Source organism: Streptomyces sp. NPDC029122 (assembly GCF_055569445.1).
This window is the reverse complement of record NZ_JBVHWK010000034.1, coordinates 25991-39931: the sequence shown is the minus strand read 5'-3', so window position 1 is coordinate 39931 and position 13941 is coordinate 25991. Positions and strand designations below refer to the sequence as shown.

Genomic DNA, 13941 nt, shown 5'->3' with positions numbered 1-13941 from the left:
CTTGGGGGTTTTTTCCTTGGGTTCTACCCGCCCAGGCCCCGGGGGGGGGGGGGCCTGCTGTTCGGGTGACCGTGGGGGGGGGGGTGGGGGAAGGGGGGGGGGGGCGGCCCCGCCCGGGCCCGCCCCCTCGAGCGGTCTTCGTACTCAGCCCTTGCGGCTGTAGTTCGGTGCTTCCACCGTCATCTGGATGTCGTGCGGGTGGCTCTCCTTGAGGCCCGCCGAGGTGATCCGGACGAAGCGGCCACGGTCCTGGAGCTCGGGGACGGTGCGGCCGCCGACGTAGAACATCGACTGGCGCAGACCGCCGACCAGCTGGTGGACGACTGCGGAGAGCGGGCCGCGGTAGGGGACCTGGCCCTCGATGCCCTCGGGGATCAGCTTGTCGTCGCCGCCGACCCCCTCCTGGAAGTAGCGGTCCTTGGAGAAGGACTTGCGGTCGCCGCGGGTCTGCATCGCGCCGAGCGAGCCCATGCCGCGGTACGACTTGAACTGCTTGCCGTTGATGAAGAGCAGCTCGCCCGGGGACTCCTCGCAGCCCGCGAGCAGCGAGCCGAGCATGACCGTGTCGGCGCCCGCGACGAGGGCCTTGGCGATGTCGCCGGAGTACTGGAGACCGCCGTCGCCGATGACGGGGACGCCCGCGGCCTTGGCGGCGAGGGCGGCCTCGTAGATGGCGGTGACCTGCGGGACGCCGATGCCGGCGACGACGCGGGTGGTGCAGATGGAGCCGGGACCGACGCCGACCTTGATGCCGTCACAGCCGGCGTCGATCAGCGCCTGGGCGCCGTCGCGGGTGGCGACGTTGCCGCCGATGACGTCGACGGAGGAGTTCGACTTGATCTTGGCGACCATGTCGCCGACCAGGCGGGAGTGGCCGTGGGCGGTGTCGACGACGATGAAGTCGGCGCCGGCCTCGATCAGCGCCTGGGCGCGCTCGTACGCGTCGCCGGCGACGCCGACGGCCGCGCCGACGAGCAGCCGGCCGTCCTTGTCCTTGGCGGCGTTCGGGTACTTCTCGGCCTTGACGAAGTCCTTGACCGTGATGAGGCCCTTGAGGATGCCCGCGTCGTCGACGAGCGGCAGCTTCTCGATCTTGTGGCGGCGCAGCAGCTCCATGGCGTCCACGCCGGAGATGCCCACCTTGCCGGTGACCAGCGGCATCGGGGTCATGACCTCGCGCACCTGGCGGCTGCGGTCCGACTCGAAGGCCATGTCGCGGTTGGTGACGATGCCCAGCAGCTTGCCGGCGGAGTCGGTGACCGGGACGCCGGAGATGCGGAACTTGGCGCAGAGCTCGTCGGCCTCGCGCAGCGTCGCGTCCGGGTGCACCGTGATCGGGTCGGTGACCATGCCGGACTCGGAGCGCTTGACCAGGTCGACCTGGTTGGCCTGGTCGGCGATGGAGAGGTTGCGGTGCAGTACGCCGACGCCGCCCTGGCGGGCCATCGCGATGGCCATGCGGGCCTCGGTGACCTTGTCCATGGCGGCGGACAGCAGCGGAACGTTCACCCGGACGTTGCGCGAGATGAGGGAAGAGGTGTCGATCTGGTCGGGGGCCATGTCCGACGCGCCCGGCAGCAGCAGCACGTCGTCGTAGGTCAGTCCGAGCGTGGCGAATTTGTCGGGCACTCCGTCGGCGGTCATGACACCTTCCCAAATGGTCTTGCTCAGCGCGGATGTCCATGCTAACGGGATCCCGGGGCGTCTCATTCCACGACCAAGGTCAACCGCAAGTTTCGTCGTTTCCTACGACAGAAAGCGGAACGAAAAGGGAACGCGCGGCTCCGCGGCGGTCACTGCTCGGCGAGCGCGCGCAGCCTGCTGAGGGCCCGGTGCTGGGCGACACGGACCGCGCCCGGGGACATGCCGAGCATCTGGCCGGTCTCCTCGGCGGTCAGTCCGACGGCCACCCGCAGGACGAGCAGCTCGCGCTGGTTCTCCGGCAGGTTCGCGAGGAGCTTCTTGGCCCAGGCGGCGTCACTGCTGAGCAGCGCCCGTTCCTCGGGGCCCAGCGAGTCGTCCGGCCGCTCGGGCATCTCGTCGGAGGGCACGGCCGTGCTCCCCGGGTGCCGCATGGCGGCCCGCTGGAGGTCGGCGACCTTGTGCGCGGCGATGGCGAAGACGAAGGCCTCGAAGGGTCGGCCAGTGTCCCGGTAGCGGGGCAGCGCCATCAGCACGGCGACGCAGACCTCCTGCGCGAGGTCCTCCACGAAGTGACGGGCATCACCCGGGAGCCGCGACAGCCGGGTGCGGCAGTAGCGCAGGGCGAGGGGGTGCACGAAGGCCAGCAGGTCGTGCGTGGCCTGCTCGTCCCCGTCGACGGCGCGCCGTACGAGCGCGCCGACGGCCCCGGCGTTGCCGCCTTTGGCGGCGCCGGTGGGGCCTGTGGCCGCGGGTGACCCCAGGGCCTCGTCGTCGCGCATCAATCCATGGTGCCTTGACGCGGGAGCGTTCGCGGCATCGCGGTCCGTGTTGTGCATCGAAGCGTTATGAGCGGGTGCGCCGGAACTCGTCATCTGCGCCCTCCCCTCCGCTCGGCCCGAATCGTCGTCCCGGAGGACTCGACCTCTCCAAGAATGCGGCACACCATCAAGGATGCGGCATCGCGCCCGAAGCGACACGTCCCCCGGATTGTGCCCCGCCAATCCCCGGTGGAACACCGGGTGGCGGCGGGACTTCCGCCACGGCGGCGCCGGCGGACGCCTGCCGCCCCGTCCGCCGGTGGCGGACGGGACCGCGCCGGCCGCCGGCCGCCGGTGCGGCGGTCAGCGGACGAGGCCCCAGCGGAAGCCGAGTGCCACGGCGTGCGCCCGGTCGGAGGCGCCGAGCTTCTTGAACAGCCTGCGGGCGTGCGTCTTGACCGTGTCCTCGGAGAGGAAGAGCTCGCGCCCGATCTCCGCGTTGGACCGGCCGTGGCTCATGCCCTCCAGCACCTGGATCTCGCGCGCGGTCAGGGTGGGGGCGGCCCCCATCTCGGCCGAGCGGAGCCGGCGCGGGGCCAGTCGCCAGGTGGGGTCGGCGAGCGCCTGGGTGACCGTGGCCCGCAGCTCGGCGCGCGAGGCGTCCTTGTGCAGGTAGCCGCGGGCGCCGGCCGCGACCGCGAGGGCCACGCCGTCCAGGTCCTCGGCGACCGTGAGCATGATGATGCGGGCGCCCGGGTCGGCGGACAGGAGCCGGCGGACCGTCTCGACACCGCCCAGCCCGGGCATCCGTACATCCATCAGAATCAGGTCGGAGCGGTCGGCACCCCAGCGGCGGAGGACTTCCTCGCCGTTGGCAGCCGTCGTCACACGCTCGACGCCGGGCACGGTGGCAACCGCGCGACGGAGCGCCTCTCGGGCAAGCGGGGAGTCGTCGCAGACGAGGACGGAAGTCATGACCGCCCTCCGCAGCTGCTGATGCGCGTCACCTTGAGCCTCCAGGCTGGTACGTATCGTCACCTGTGCGATCGATGCCCTCGGACACCTGTCCGGGAACCTCTCGTTTCAACCGCACTCGCTCTCTCAACGATGGTCACTCGAAAGAGTTACGGGTCGGACGGACACCTTCGGCACTCTACGTGAGGAAGCGATCACGGCGCCGGAGCCACGAGCCAACTGTCCTCCATCTGGAGCTATGCCCTATTTGGCGGCTTTCCTTCCGTTTGCCATGTGTCTGAGGCTAGATTCCCAATGAGTCATATTTACATCTACTACGACAGTAGGTGTGGAGACATGGACCGTATCCGCGTAGTACCGGCACCAAGAGGACTACCAATGGCAGATTTCTCCCGCCTCCCCGGACCGAACGCCGACCTCTGGGACTGGCAGCTACTGGCCGCCTGCCGCGGGGTCGACAGCTCCCTCTTCTTCCACCCGGAGGGCGAGCGGGGCGCGGCCAGGAGTGCGCGCGAGGCCTCGGCTAAAGAGGTCTGCATGCGCTGCCCGGTGCGTTCGGAATGCGCCGCGCACGCACTCGCCGTCCGCGAGCCCTACGGGGTGTGGGGAGGGCTCACCGAGGACGAACGCGAGGAACTGATGGGCCGCGCGCGGCACCGGCTGATCCCCGCCTCCAGTACGACCGGCACCGTCCCGCCGCACTGACGGCCGGCCCGGCCCGACCCCTCCCGGCAGCCGCCCCTTCGCAAAAACATCCGAAGGAACGTTTCCTCAGATCCGCGCGCGCTCCCGGGCGTGTCGCCGCGACCCATGGTCCGGGCCGTCACCCGTCCGGCCGTACGCCCCCGTACGGTCAGCGCGCGGCGGCCCGGACCAGCTCGCCGAGGGTCGCCGCCACCGCCGGTACGCGCGCCAGGTCCGGCAGGGTCAGCGCCACGACCTCCCGCTCCACGGCCGGCTCCACGGCCAGGGTGCTCACGCCCTTCGCCCGTACGGACTCCACCGCCAGCTCCGGCAGCACCGCCACCCCCAGCCCCGCCCCGACCAGCCCGACCACCGCCGGGTAGTCGTCGGTGGCGAAGTCGATCCGCGGGGTGAACCCCGCCCCCTCGCACACCTCCACCAGATGGCGGCGGCAGCGCGGGCAGCCCGCGATCCACGGCTCGTCGGCCAGCTCGGCCATGCCCACCCGCTCGGCACCCGCCAGCCGGTGCCCCTCGGGAACCAGCCCGACGAGCCGGTCGGTCAGCAGCGGGGTGACCACCAGGTCCTCCCACTCGGCCGCGCTTCCCGCCGCGGGGCCGTCCCCGCCGTAGCGGAAGGCCAGCGCCACGTCGCAGTCGCCCTCGCGCAGCATCTCCACCGACCTCGGCGGTTCCGCCTCGACGAGGGAGATGCGCGTCCCCGGGTGCGCGGCGCGCATCGCGGCGAGCGCCGTGGGCACCAGCGTGGAGCTGCCGCTCGGGAAGGAGACGAGCCGGACCCGGCCCGCGCGCAGCCCGGCGATGGCCGCGACCTCCTCCTCGGCGGCCGTCAGCCCGGCCAGGATCCCGGCGGCGTGCCGCACCAGGGCCTCACCCGCCTGGGTCAGCCGCATCTCCCGGCCGGTGCGCACCAGCAGCGGGGTCCCGGCCGACTGTTCCAGGGCCTTCATCTGCTGGGAGACGGCGGGCTGGGTGCAGCCGAGCTCGCGGGCGGCTGCGGAGAAGGAACCGGTCCCGGCGACAGCGCGCAGGATCCGGAGGTGGCGTGCCTCGATCACCCTTCGAGCATAAGACCGCCTTTGACGGCGACGCCAATCCCCCAGTCGTCCCTTTGAGGAGGCCGCCGTCACCACGCGGGCGCACCCCCGGCGGGGGCCCGGGCGGAGCACCGGATCGCACGCACGTGCCCGGGGAAGCACGGAAGCCGGCGCGGGCGGCTATTTTGCGCACATGACGACTGCGCTGATCACTGGATCCACGGCGGGCATCGGCGCCGCCTTCGCCCGGCGGCTCGCCTCCCAGGGCCACAACCTCGTACTGGTGGCCCGCGACACCGAGCGGCTGGCCGAACAGGCCACCGAACTGCACGACCGGCACGGCATCGAGGCCGAGGTGCTGGCCGCCGACCTCTCCACCGACAAGGGCATCGAGGCCGTCGAGAACCGTCTCGGGGACCGCAAGCACCCGGTGGACCTGCTCGTGAACAACGCGGGCTTCGGCAACAAGGGCCGCTACCTCGAGGTGTCGATGGCCGACGAGCTGACCATGCTGAAGGTGCACATCGAGGCGGTGCTGCGGCTGACCTCGGCGGCGACGGAGTCGATGCGCTCCCGAGGCCGGGGCGGGGTGATCAACGTGGCCTCGGTGGCGGCCTTCGTACCGCGCGGCACCTACGGCGCCAGCAAGGCCTGGGTCGTGCAGTTCACCCAGGGCGCGGCGCGGGACCTCGCCGGATCCGGAGTGCGCCTGATGGCCCTGTGCCCCGGATTCGTGCGGACCGAGTTCCACCAGCGGGCCGGCATGGGCACCGACAACATCCCGGGCTGGCTGTGGCTCGACGCGGACAAGCTGGTGGCCGCCGCGCTGACCGACCTGGCCCGCGGCAGGACCGTGTCGATCCCGGACCCGCGCTACAAGGCACTGATGGGCGTGGTGAAGCTGACGCCGCGCGGGCTGCTGGGCGGGGTGTCCTCGCGCACCGGGCGCAAGTACGGGCCCCAGTAGCCCTCCCGGTCACCGGCCAAGCGGCTGACCGGGACAAACCTTCCTAAACTGAAAAGGTCCCTTCCAGCCCGGGAGACCGCCATGACATTCGTACAGATAATCGATTACAAGACCAGCCGGCAGGACGACCTCAATCAGCTGCTGGACCGGTACGTCTCACAGAGCCAGGGCAAGCGGACCGTCACCCACAGCGTCGTGGCCAGGGACCGCGACAACGAGAACCACTACGTGGACGTGGTCGAATTCCCCTCGTACGAAGAGGCCATGAAGAACTCCCAGCTCCCGGAGACGGACACGATGTTCCAGGAGATGGTGGCCCTCTGCGAGGGGATGCCGACCTTCACCAACCTGGACGTGGTCCGCGACGAGAACCTCAACAAGATGCTCGTGGACCGCATGTTCGACGAGTTGGCCATGTCGGGTGACCGGTCGGTCGCCGAGGAGATCTTCGCCTCCGACTACGTCGACCACGACATCTTCCAGGCCGACCCCAACACCCAGGGGATCGACGGCCTGATGGCGGACCTCGCCATGTGGCGCTCCGCCTTCGAGTTCACCTTCACCAAGGACCAGCAGCTCGCCGAAGGAGACCTCGTCACCACGCTCTGGACCTGGAACGCCACGCACACCGGCGACTTCATGGGTCTCGCGCCCACCGGCAAGAAGGTCAGCGCGACCGGCCAGACCACCTTCCGCTGCAAGGACGGGATGATCGCCGAAGGCTGGTGGCACTACGACGTCATGGGCATGATGCGCCAGTTGGGGATGGACCCGATGAAGTCGATGGGCTCATGAGCCCGCGGCCCTGAACCGGGGCAACGGGAAGGCCCCCGCCCCGCCGTACGAACGGCGGGACGGGGGCCTCTCGTGTGCCTGCGGCGTCAGCGTCAGTGGCTGTGGCCGTGACCGTGGCCGTGACCGGCCTCGGCCTCCTCCTCCGCCGGCTTCTCGACGACCAGGGTCTCGGTCGTGAGCAGCAGGGAGGCGATGGAAGCGGCGTTCTCCAGGGCGGAGCGGGTGACCTTGACCGGGTCGATGACGCCGGCCTTGACCAGGTCGCCGTACTCGCCGGTGGCGGCGTTGAAGCCCTGGCCCTTGTCGAGCTCGGCGACCTTCGAGGTGATGACGTAGCCCTCGAGGCCGGCGTTCTCGGCGATCCAGCGCAGCGGCTCGACCGCGGCGCGGCGGACGACCGACACGCCCGTGCCCTCGTCGCCGGTCAGGCCGAGGTTGCCCTCGAGGACCTTGACGGCGTGGACGAGCGCGGAGCCACCACCGGAGACGATGCCCTCCTCGACCGCGGCGCGGGTCGCCGAGATGGCGTCCTCGAGGCGGTGCTTCTTCTCCTTGAGCTCCACCTCGGTGGCGGCGCCGACCTTGATGACGCAGACGCCGCCGGCGAGCTTCGCCAGGCGCTCCTGCAGCTTCTCGCGGTCCCAGTCGGAGTCCGTGGACTCGATCTCGGCCTTGATCTGGTTGACGCGGCCAGCGACGTCAGCGGCGTTGCCGCCACCGTCGACGATGGTCGTGTCGTCCTTGGAGATGGTCACGCGGCGCGCGGAACCGAGGACGTCCAGACCGGCCTGGTCGAGCTTGAGGCCGACCTCCTCGGCGATGACGGTGGCACCGGTGAGGGTGGCCATGTCCTGGAGCATCGCCTTGCGACGGTCACCGAAGCCGGGCGCCTTGACGGCGACCGCGTTGAAGGTGCCGCGGATCTTGTTGACGACGAGGGTGGAGAGGGCCTCGCCCTCGACGTCCTCGGCGATGATCAGCAGCGGCTTGGAGCCACCCGCCTGGATGACCTTCTCCAGCAGCGGCAGGAGGTCCTGGATGGAGGAGATCTTGCCCTGGTTGATCAGGATGTACGGGTCGTCGAGGACGGCCTCCATACGCTCCTGGTCGGTGACCATGTACGGGGACAGGTAGCCCTTGTCGAAGGCCATGCCCTCGGTGAACTCGAGCTCCAGGCCGAAGGCGTTGGACTCCTCGACGGTGATGACACCGTCCTTGCCGACCTTGTCCATCGCCTCGGCGATGAGCTCGCCGACCTGGGCGTCCTGCGCGGAGAGCGCGGCCACGGCGGCGATGTCGGACTTGTCCTCGATCGGGCGGGCGGTCGCGAGGAGCTCCTCGGACACGGCCTTGACCGCGGCGTCGATGCCCTTCTTCAGGGCGGCCGGGGAGGCGCCGGCGGCGACGTTGCGCAGGCCCTCGCGGACGAGCGCCTGAGCCAGCACGGTGGCGGTGGTGGTGCCGTCACCCGCGATGTCGTTGGTCTTGGTCGCCACCTCCTTCACGAGCTGCGCGCCCAGGTTCTCGTACGGGTCGTCCAGCTCGACCTCGCGGGCGATGGTGACACCGTCGTTGGTGATGGTGGGAGCGCCGAACTTCTTGTCGATGACGACGTTGCGGCCCTTGGGGCCGATCGTCACCTTGACCGTGTCGGCAAGCTTGTTGACGCCGCGCTCAAGGGCGCGGCGGGCGTCCTCGTCGAACTTCAGAATCTTGGGCATGGGAGCGGTTCCGCCCTCTCGTTGCGATCCTCGGCCGCTCACCGCGACCGCCTGAAACGAACTACGCCCCTCGCCGCCCGGCATCAGCAGGGTGACCAGGGGCGCAGCTCAAAGCAAAACTGGAGAAGAGAATTACTTCTCGACGATCGCGAGGACGTCGCGGGCCGAGAGGACGAGGTATTCCTCGCCGCTGTACTTCACTTCGGTGCCGCCGTACTTGCTGTACAGCACGATGTCGCCGACGCTGACGTCCAGCGGGAGACGCTGGCCGTCCTCGAAGCGACCCGGACCGACCGCGAGGACGACGCCCTCCTGGGGCTTCTCCTTCGCGGTGTCCGGGATGACCAGGCCGGAGGCCGTGGTCTGCTCGGCGTCGAGCGGCTGGACCACGATGCGGTCCTCAAGCGGCTTGATGGCAACCTTGGAGCTGGCGGTCGTCACGATCCGACCTCCCCCTTCGGAGATCCGGGGTTAACTGTCTGAGGTGGCGACCAGGTCGATCCGTCGTCGCGGGTGCCGGACCTGCCTGTCGCTGTGTTGGCACTCACCGGGGGCGAGTGCCAGGTGCGAGACTATTCCGGCGATTAGCACTCGGTCAAGCGGAGTGCCAACACGCTCCACCGGTTCCACGTATTCCGGCCGCCGAACCCCCCGTTCGGCTGAACGCCGACCCCGCCGGACCCGCCCGGCCCCGCACGGGGACGCCGGGGGACCTCCGCCCGGTATGCGGCGCTTGGGGCGGGCGCGCCCTGTCGGCCGAAGACGCGCGGAAGCTGGCCGAATCCCTTCGCAGGAAACCTCTCGAGCGAGGGCCCGTCCCGACGAAGGATCCGGAATGAGTTATTCCGAAAGGAACCTCGGGGAGGGCATCGACGTCGTAGAAGATATGAAGATAAAGCGCCTCATTGCCGAGCAGATCGGCCCCCGGCCGACCACTGTGACGACCCAGGGTGCGCCGGACGCCGCGCCGTCCTCTTCTCCTTCCCCCGCCCCCACCCGGTCATCCGCCCCGCCGCCGCCCCCTCCGCGGCCGGAGCGGGACGCCCTCGGCGGCGGCGCCCCGTGCGCGGACTGAGGCCGCTGACGGCGGCGGGCGCCCGCCGCCGCACCGAAGCACTGCTGCTCGTCCTGGTCATCGGCATCGCCGTCTTCGGCCACGTCAGCGCCGGACTGGCCATGAACGGCGAGCTGCCGCAGCACCTCGCCGGCTTCGCCATCAGCCTGACCCTGCTGTCCCTGGTGGGACACCTGGGCATCCGCCGGTTCGCGGCGTACGCGGACCCGCTGGTCTTCCCGCTCGCGATGCTGCTGACCGGGCTCGGGCTGGTCCTGATCCACCGGCTCGACCAGGGCTACATCGAGCGGTACGACTCCGTGGCGAACGCGCCCGACCAGCTGATGTGGACGGTGGTCGGGGTCGCCGCCTGCATCCTGGTCGTGGCGCTGCTGCGCGACCACCGGCTGCTCCAGCGGTTCATCTACATCACCATGGCCGTCGCCCTGGTCCTGCTGATCGCACCGGCGTTCTTCGGCGCGGACACGTACGGCGCGAAGCGGTGGATCATCCTGTTCGGCTTCTCGCTCCAGCCGGGCGAGTTCGTGAAGATCATGATCGCGATCTTCTTCGCGGGCTACCTGGTCGTCCACCGCGACTCCCTGGCCCTGACCGGCCGCAAGTTCCTGGGCCTGCGCCTGCCCCCGATGCGCCAGCTCGGGCCGATCATCACGGTGTGGATCCTGTCGCTGCTCGTCCTGGTCTTCGAGCGCGACCTCGGCACCTCGCTGATCTTCTTCGGCGTCTTCGTGGTGATGCTGTACGTGGCCACCGAACGCACCAGCTGGATCGTCTGCGGCCTGCTCATGGCGGCCGCGGGCGCCTTCGTGGTCGGCTCGACGGAACCCCACGTCAAGGCACGGGTCGCCGCCTGGCTGAACCCCCTGGCGATCTACGCGCCGAACCCTCCGCAGGGCCTCAACTCGGAGCAGTCCGCGCAGGCCCTGTTCAGCTTCGGCACCGGCGGCGTCTCCGGCACCGGCCTGGGCATGGGCCACCCGGAGCTGATCAAGTTCGCGGGCCGCAGCGACTTCATCCTGACGACGGTGGGCGAGGAACTCGGCCTGGCCGGGGTCATGGCCGTCCTGTTCGTCTACGCCCTGCTCGTGCAGCGGGGCCTGCGCATGGCACTGGCCGCGCGGGACCCGTTCGGCAAGCTGCTGGCGGTGGGCCTGGCCGCGGCACTGGCGCTCCAGGTCTTCGTGGTCGCCGGCGGCGTGACGGGCCTGATCCCCCTGACCGGCAAGGCCCTGCCCTTCCTGGCGAAGGGCGGCTCGTCGCTGCTGGCGAACTGGATCATGATCGCCCTGCTGCTGCGCATCAGCGACAGCGCGGAACGCCAACGCGAAGCCGACGCCCGCGACCCGGCGGAGACGACGATCACGCCGGTGGTGGGGGTGGGGGTACGGGCGGGGGCGGGGACGGGGGCGGGGGCGGGGTGAGGGGCGGGGTGCTGTCGGCCCGCCTCACAGCTGGTTTGGGGGTTTCCCGTCAGTCCCATCGTCCTTCCGTGTCGCGCCGGCCCGTCAAGGGCGCTCCTTCGTCGCGTCGCTACGCGATGGCCTTCGGCCACCCTTGACCGACCGACCCGCCCCGGAAAGCCGAAAGACTGCCGGGAACCCCCCAAAAGAACGGTCACGGGGCAGGAATGGAGAAACGGGTCCCTCAGTGACGAGACGAGGGGCCCACGGCCGTGTCCCGCATCCGGGCCCGTGCACTGCCCGGCCAGGCCGGGGGCCCGGCTATCCGCACCACATGACGATCAGGACCCCATCCGGGACCGGTGGGCGCGACAGATCGCTACACGCTCCTCCCGGCTTGGCGTCCGACGACCGTCCGGGGCTGATACCCGCACCACATGACGATCAGGGCCGCACGGTCAGTGACCGTGGGGGCTGCGCATGTGCACGAAGCGGAGTTCGAGGTCAGTGGCCAAGTAGTCCATCCGGTGTTCCCAGAAGTCCCGCAGGTGCGGCAGCGCCAAGTGGGCGTCCAGGTCGGCCTGGCTGCGCCACACCTCGTAGAACACGAAGACGCCGGGCTCCTCGCAGTCCTCGTGGAAGTGGTACTCCAGGCAGCCCGGCTCCTGGCGGGTGGGCTCGACGAAGGAGAGCAGCAGGTCCATGAGCTCTCCGGCGCGTTCGGGCTTGGGGCGGGCGACGCCCACGACGGTGACGAGCTGATCCATCAGAGTTCTCCCCCATAGAAGGTACGACTGAGTTCGTACCTACCGGACGCTAGCAGTCGTCGAAGGTAAGATCCAATCCATACCTAAGGAGAGGAGGTCGCTTCCATGCCCGACGACGAGGGTCACCCGGCGATCGAGGAAATCGAGCTCGGCAAAGTGCTGTCCGCGCTCGCCGACCCGCTGCGCCGCCGGGTGGTGCGCGAGCTGGCAGCCGCCCCCGAAGGCACGGCGCGCACCTGCGCTTCCTTCGCCCTGCCCGTTTCCAAGGCGACGGTCACCCACCACTTCCGCACCCTGCGGGAGGCCGGCCTGGTCCGCCAGGTCGACCGGGGCAACAGCCGGATGGCCGAACTGCGTCGAGCGGACATCGAGGCCCGCTTCCCCGGACTCCTCACCATCCTGACGGCCGAGCCGGGCCAGGAGGGTCCCCCTCTGTGATCACCGTCCAGCGCCGCTATCAGCCCGAGACGGCCATCAGCCGCCGAGAAATGAGGAGCGTGTAGCGATCTGTCGCGCCCCCGGTGCCGATGCCGTCCTGGTCAACATGTGGTGCGGGTATCAGCCCATGACGGCCGCCGGACGCCAAGCCGGGAGGAGCGCGTAGCGATCTGTCGCGCCCACCGGTCCCGGATGTCGTCCTGGTCAACATGTGGTGCGGGTAGCCGGGCCCCAGGCCTGGCCGGGCAGTGCACGGGCCCGGATGCGGGACACGGCCGTGGGCCCCTCGCCTCATCACTGAGGGACCCGTTCCTCCATTCCTGCCCCGTGACCGTTCTTTTGGGGGGTTCCCGGCAGTCTTTCGGCTTTCCGGGGCGGGTCGGTCGGTCAAGGGTGGCCGAAGGCCATCGCGTAGCGACGCGACGAAGGAGCGCCCTTGAGGGACCGGCACGACACGGAAGGACGATGGGACTGACGGGAACCCCCCAAACCGGCTCTGACACCGCCCCGCCGAGGCCCCGCCCTAAACCCCGCCCCACCCCACCTCCCACCCCTTGACCTAGAGCGCGCTCCAACTCCTACAGTCCGCCGGTATGACCATGCGATACCGAAACCTGGGTGGGACCGGCATCGAGGTGAGTGCGTACTGCCTCGGCACGATGATGTTCGGTGCGATCGGCAATCCCGATCACGACGACTGCGTCCGGATCATCCACGCCGCCCTCGACCGGGGCATCAACTTCGTGGACACCGCCGACATGTACTCCGCCGGCGAGTCGGAGACGATCGTCGGCAAGGCGCTCAAGGGGCGCCGGGACGACGTCGTGCTCGCCAGCAAGGTGCACTTCCAGATGGGTGAGGGCCGCAACCGCAGCGGCAACTCGCGGCGTTGGATCACGCGGGCCGTGGAGGACAGCCTGAGGCGCCTCGACACCGACTGGATCGACCTCTACCAGGTGCACCGCCCCGACCCCTCGACCGACATCGAGGAGACCCTGTCCGTCCTCGGCGACCTGGTCCGGGCCGGGAAGATCCGGGCCTTCGGCTGCTCCACCTTCCCCGCCGAGCAGATCGCCGAGGCGCACCACGTCGCCGAACGCCGCGCGCTGCCGCGCCCGCGCACCGAGCAGCCGCCGTACTCGATCCTCGCGCGGGGCGTCGAGCGGGACGTCCTGCCCGTCGCCCGCCGCTACGGCATGGGCGTGCTGACCTGGAGCCCGCTGGCGTCCGGCTTCCTGAGCGGCAGGCACCGGCTGGGCCGCGCCATCGACATGACCACCGGCCGGGCCGCGTTGCACCCCGCGCGCTTCGACCTGTCGATCCCGGGGAACGTCGCCAAGCTGGAGGCCGTCGAGCGGCTCGCGGAGGTGGCGGACGGGATCGGCCGCACGGTGCCGGAGCTGGCCCTCGCCTTCCCGCTCGCGCATCCGGCCGTCACCTCGGTGATCATCGGTCCGCGTACGGCCGAGCAGCTGGAGGCCGCGCTCAAGGGTGCCGATCTGGTGCTGGACGACGGGGTGCTGGACCGGATCGACGAGATCGTGCCGCCGGGCACCAACCTCTACCACCCGGACGGCGTCTGGCAGCCGCTGTCGCTGACCGACCCCGCGCAACGTCGCCGTCCCCTCGCGGACCGCAGCGCCGGCTAGCCGGCCCGGCC

At 70.3% G+C, this 13941-nt stretch carries 13 protein-coding genes; 6 read left to right on the top strand and 7 right to left on the bottom strand.

All coding sequences use genetic code 11. From position 1 onward, the window contains the following. Nucleotides 1-144: 144 nt before the first annotated feature. From guaB to ACZ4WZ_RS29825, 3 genes are all read right to left on the bottom strand, one after another. Nucleotides 145-1644 (bottom strand): IMP dehydrogenase, encoded by a 1500-nt coding sequence (gene guaB, locus ACZ4WZ_RS29835; protein ID WP_467895321.1) that lies wholly within the window; start codon nucleotides 1642-1644, stop codon nucleotides 145-147. A gap of 149 nt (nucleotides 1645-1793) precedes the next feature. Continuing rightward, nucleotides 1794-2423 carry a sigma-70 family RNA polymerase sigma factor gene (locus ACZ4WZ_RS29830; RefSeq protein WP_388934731.1) on the bottom strand — a complete coding sequence of 210 codons (630 nt, stop codon included), beginning with the start codon at nucleotides 2421-2423 and terminating at the stop codon, nucleotides 1794-1796. A gap of 342 nt (nucleotides 2424-2765) precedes the next feature. Continuing rightward, the gene (locus ACZ4WZ_RS29825; RefSeq protein WP_003948568.1) at nucleotides 2766-3377 is read right to left on the bottom strand and encodes a response regulator transcription factor; all 612 of its coding nucleotides are present in this window, start codon (nucleotides 3375-3377) and stop codon (nucleotides 2766-2768) included. A 378-nt stretch (nucleotides 3378-3755) separates the two neighbouring features. Here ACZ4WZ_RS29825 and ACZ4WZ_RS29820 point away from each other — a divergent pair, with 378 nt between their 5' ends. Further along, nucleotides 3756-4082 (top strand): WhiB family transcriptional regulator, encoded by a 327-nt coding sequence (locus ACZ4WZ_RS29820; RefSeq protein ID WP_388934733.1) that lies wholly within the window; start codon nucleotides 3756-3758, stop codon nucleotides 4080-4082. A gap of 148 nt (nucleotides 4083-4230) precedes the next feature. Here ACZ4WZ_RS29820 and ACZ4WZ_RS29815 read toward each other — a convergent pair whose 3' ends face one another. Beyond that, nucleotides 4231-5139 (bottom strand): LysR family transcriptional regulator, encoded by a 909-nt coding sequence (locus ACZ4WZ_RS29815; protein WP_467895316.1) that lies wholly within the window; start codon nucleotides 5137-5139, stop codon nucleotides 4231-4233. A gap of 172 nt (nucleotides 5140-5311) precedes the next feature. Here ACZ4WZ_RS29815 and ACZ4WZ_RS29810 point away from each other — a divergent pair, with 172 nt between their 5' ends. Together ACZ4WZ_RS29810 and ACZ4WZ_RS29805 are read left to right on the top strand one after the other, a co-directional pair. Then, entirely contained in the window at nucleotides 5312-6085 is a 774-nt protein-coding gene (locus ACZ4WZ_RS29810) for an SDR family NAD(P)-dependent oxidoreductase (protein WP_467895313.1), read from the top strand. An 81-nt stretch (nucleotides 6086-6166) separates the two neighbouring features. Further along, entirely contained in the window at nucleotides 6167-6880 is a 714-nt protein-coding gene (locus ACZ4WZ_RS29805) for an ester cyclase (RefSeq protein ID WP_467895310.1), read from the top strand. Between the two features lie 92 nt (nucleotides 6881-6972). On the opposite strand, the gene groL is transcribed toward ACZ4WZ_RS29805, so the two are convergent. Continuing rightward, nucleotides 6973-8601 carry a chaperonin GroEL gene (groL, locus tag ACZ4WZ_RS29800; RefSeq protein ID WP_388934742.1) on the bottom strand — a complete coding sequence of 543 codons (1629 nt, stop codon included), beginning with the start codon at nucleotides 8599-8601 and terminating at the stop codon, nucleotides 6973-6975. Nucleotides 8602-8733: 132 nt separating this feature from the next. Then, nucleotides 8734-9042, bottom strand: a complete 309-nt coding sequence (gene groES, locus ACZ4WZ_RS29795; protein ID WP_030230757.1) for a co-chaperone GroES — start codon at nucleotides 9040-9042, stop codon at nucleotides 8734-8736. A gap of 621 nt (nucleotides 9043-9663) precedes the next feature. Between groES and ACZ4WZ_RS29790 the strand changes: the two genes are divergently transcribed. Further along, a complete protein-coding gene (locus tag ACZ4WZ_RS29790; RefSeq protein ID WP_467895305.1) occupies nucleotides 9664-11097 on the top strand; it encodes an FtsW/RodA/SpoVE family cell cycle protein in 1434 nt (477 codons plus the stop codon). 437 nt (nucleotides 11098-11534) lie between these two features. On the opposite strand, the gene ACZ4WZ_RS29785 is transcribed toward ACZ4WZ_RS29790, so the two are convergent. After that, nucleotides 11535-11843: a putative quinol monooxygenase gene (locus ACZ4WZ_RS29785; RefSeq protein ID WP_467895302.1), complete on the bottom strand. Its 309-nt coding sequence runs from the start codon at nucleotides 11841-11843 to the stop codon at nucleotides 11535-11537. Nucleotides 11844-11948: 105 nt separating this feature from the next. Here ACZ4WZ_RS29785 and ACZ4WZ_RS29780 point away from each other — a divergent pair, with 105 nt between their 5' ends. Next, the gene (locus ACZ4WZ_RS29780; protein WP_467895299.1) at nucleotides 11949-12281 is read left to right on the top strand and encodes an ArsR/SmtB family transcription factor; all 333 of its coding nucleotides are present in this window, start codon (nucleotides 11949-11951) and stop codon (nucleotides 12279-12281) included. A 599-nt stretch (nucleotides 12282-12880) separates the two neighbouring features. Then, nucleotides 12881-13930, top strand: coding sequence for an aldo/keto reductase (locus tag ACZ4WZ_RS29775; RefSeq protein WP_467895411.1), 1050 nt, complete (start codon nucleotides 12881-12883; stop codon nucleotides 13928-13930). Nucleotides 13931-13941: the final 11 nt, after the last annotated feature.

What these genes read in the sequence shown, in the direction of transcription:
- ACZ4WZ_RS29830 (WP_388934731.1), bottom strand. Translation starts at nt 2,423, where the DNA reads ATGCGCGACGACGAGGCCCTGGGGTCACCCGCGGCCACAGGCCCCACC.
- ACZ4WZ_RS29825 (WP_003948568.1), bottom strand. Translation starts at nt 3,377, where the DNA reads ATGACTTCCGTCCTCGTCTGCGACGACTCCCCGCTTGCCCGAGAGGCG.
- ACZ4WZ_RS29780 (WP_467895299.1), top strand. Translation starts at nt 11,949, where the DNA reads ATGCCCGACGACGAGGGTCACCCGGCGATCGAGGAAATCGAGCTCGGC.
- ACZ4WZ_RS29805 (WP_467895310.1), top strand. Translation starts at nt 6,167, where the DNA reads ATGACATTCGTACAGATAATCGATTACAAGACCAGCCGGCAGGACGAC.
- groL (WP_388934742.1), bottom strand. Translation starts at nt 8,601, where the DNA reads ATGCCCAAGATTCTGAAGTTCGACGAGGACGCCCGCCGCGCCCTTGAG.
- ACZ4WZ_RS29775 (WP_467895411.1), top strand. Translation starts at nt 12,881, where the DNA reads ATGCGATACCGAAACCTGGGTGGGACCGGCATCGAGGTGAGTGCGTAC.
- ACZ4WZ_RS29810 (WP_467895313.1), top strand. Translation starts at nt 5,312, where the DNA reads ATGACGACTGCGCTGATCACTGGATCCACGGCGGGCATCGGCGCCGCC.
- guaB (WP_467895321.1), bottom strand. Translation starts at nt 1,644, where the DNA reads ATGACCGCCGACGGAGTGCCCGACAAATTCGCCACGCTCGGACTGACC.
- ACZ4WZ_RS29785 (WP_467895302.1), bottom strand. Translation starts at nt 11,843, where the DNA reads ATGGATCAGCTCGTCACCGTCGTGGGCGTCGCCCGCCCCAAGCCCGAA.
- ACZ4WZ_RS29820 (WP_388934733.1), top strand. Translation starts at nt 3,756, where the DNA reads ATGGCAGATTTCTCCCGCCTCCCCGGACCGAACGCCGACCTCTGGGAC.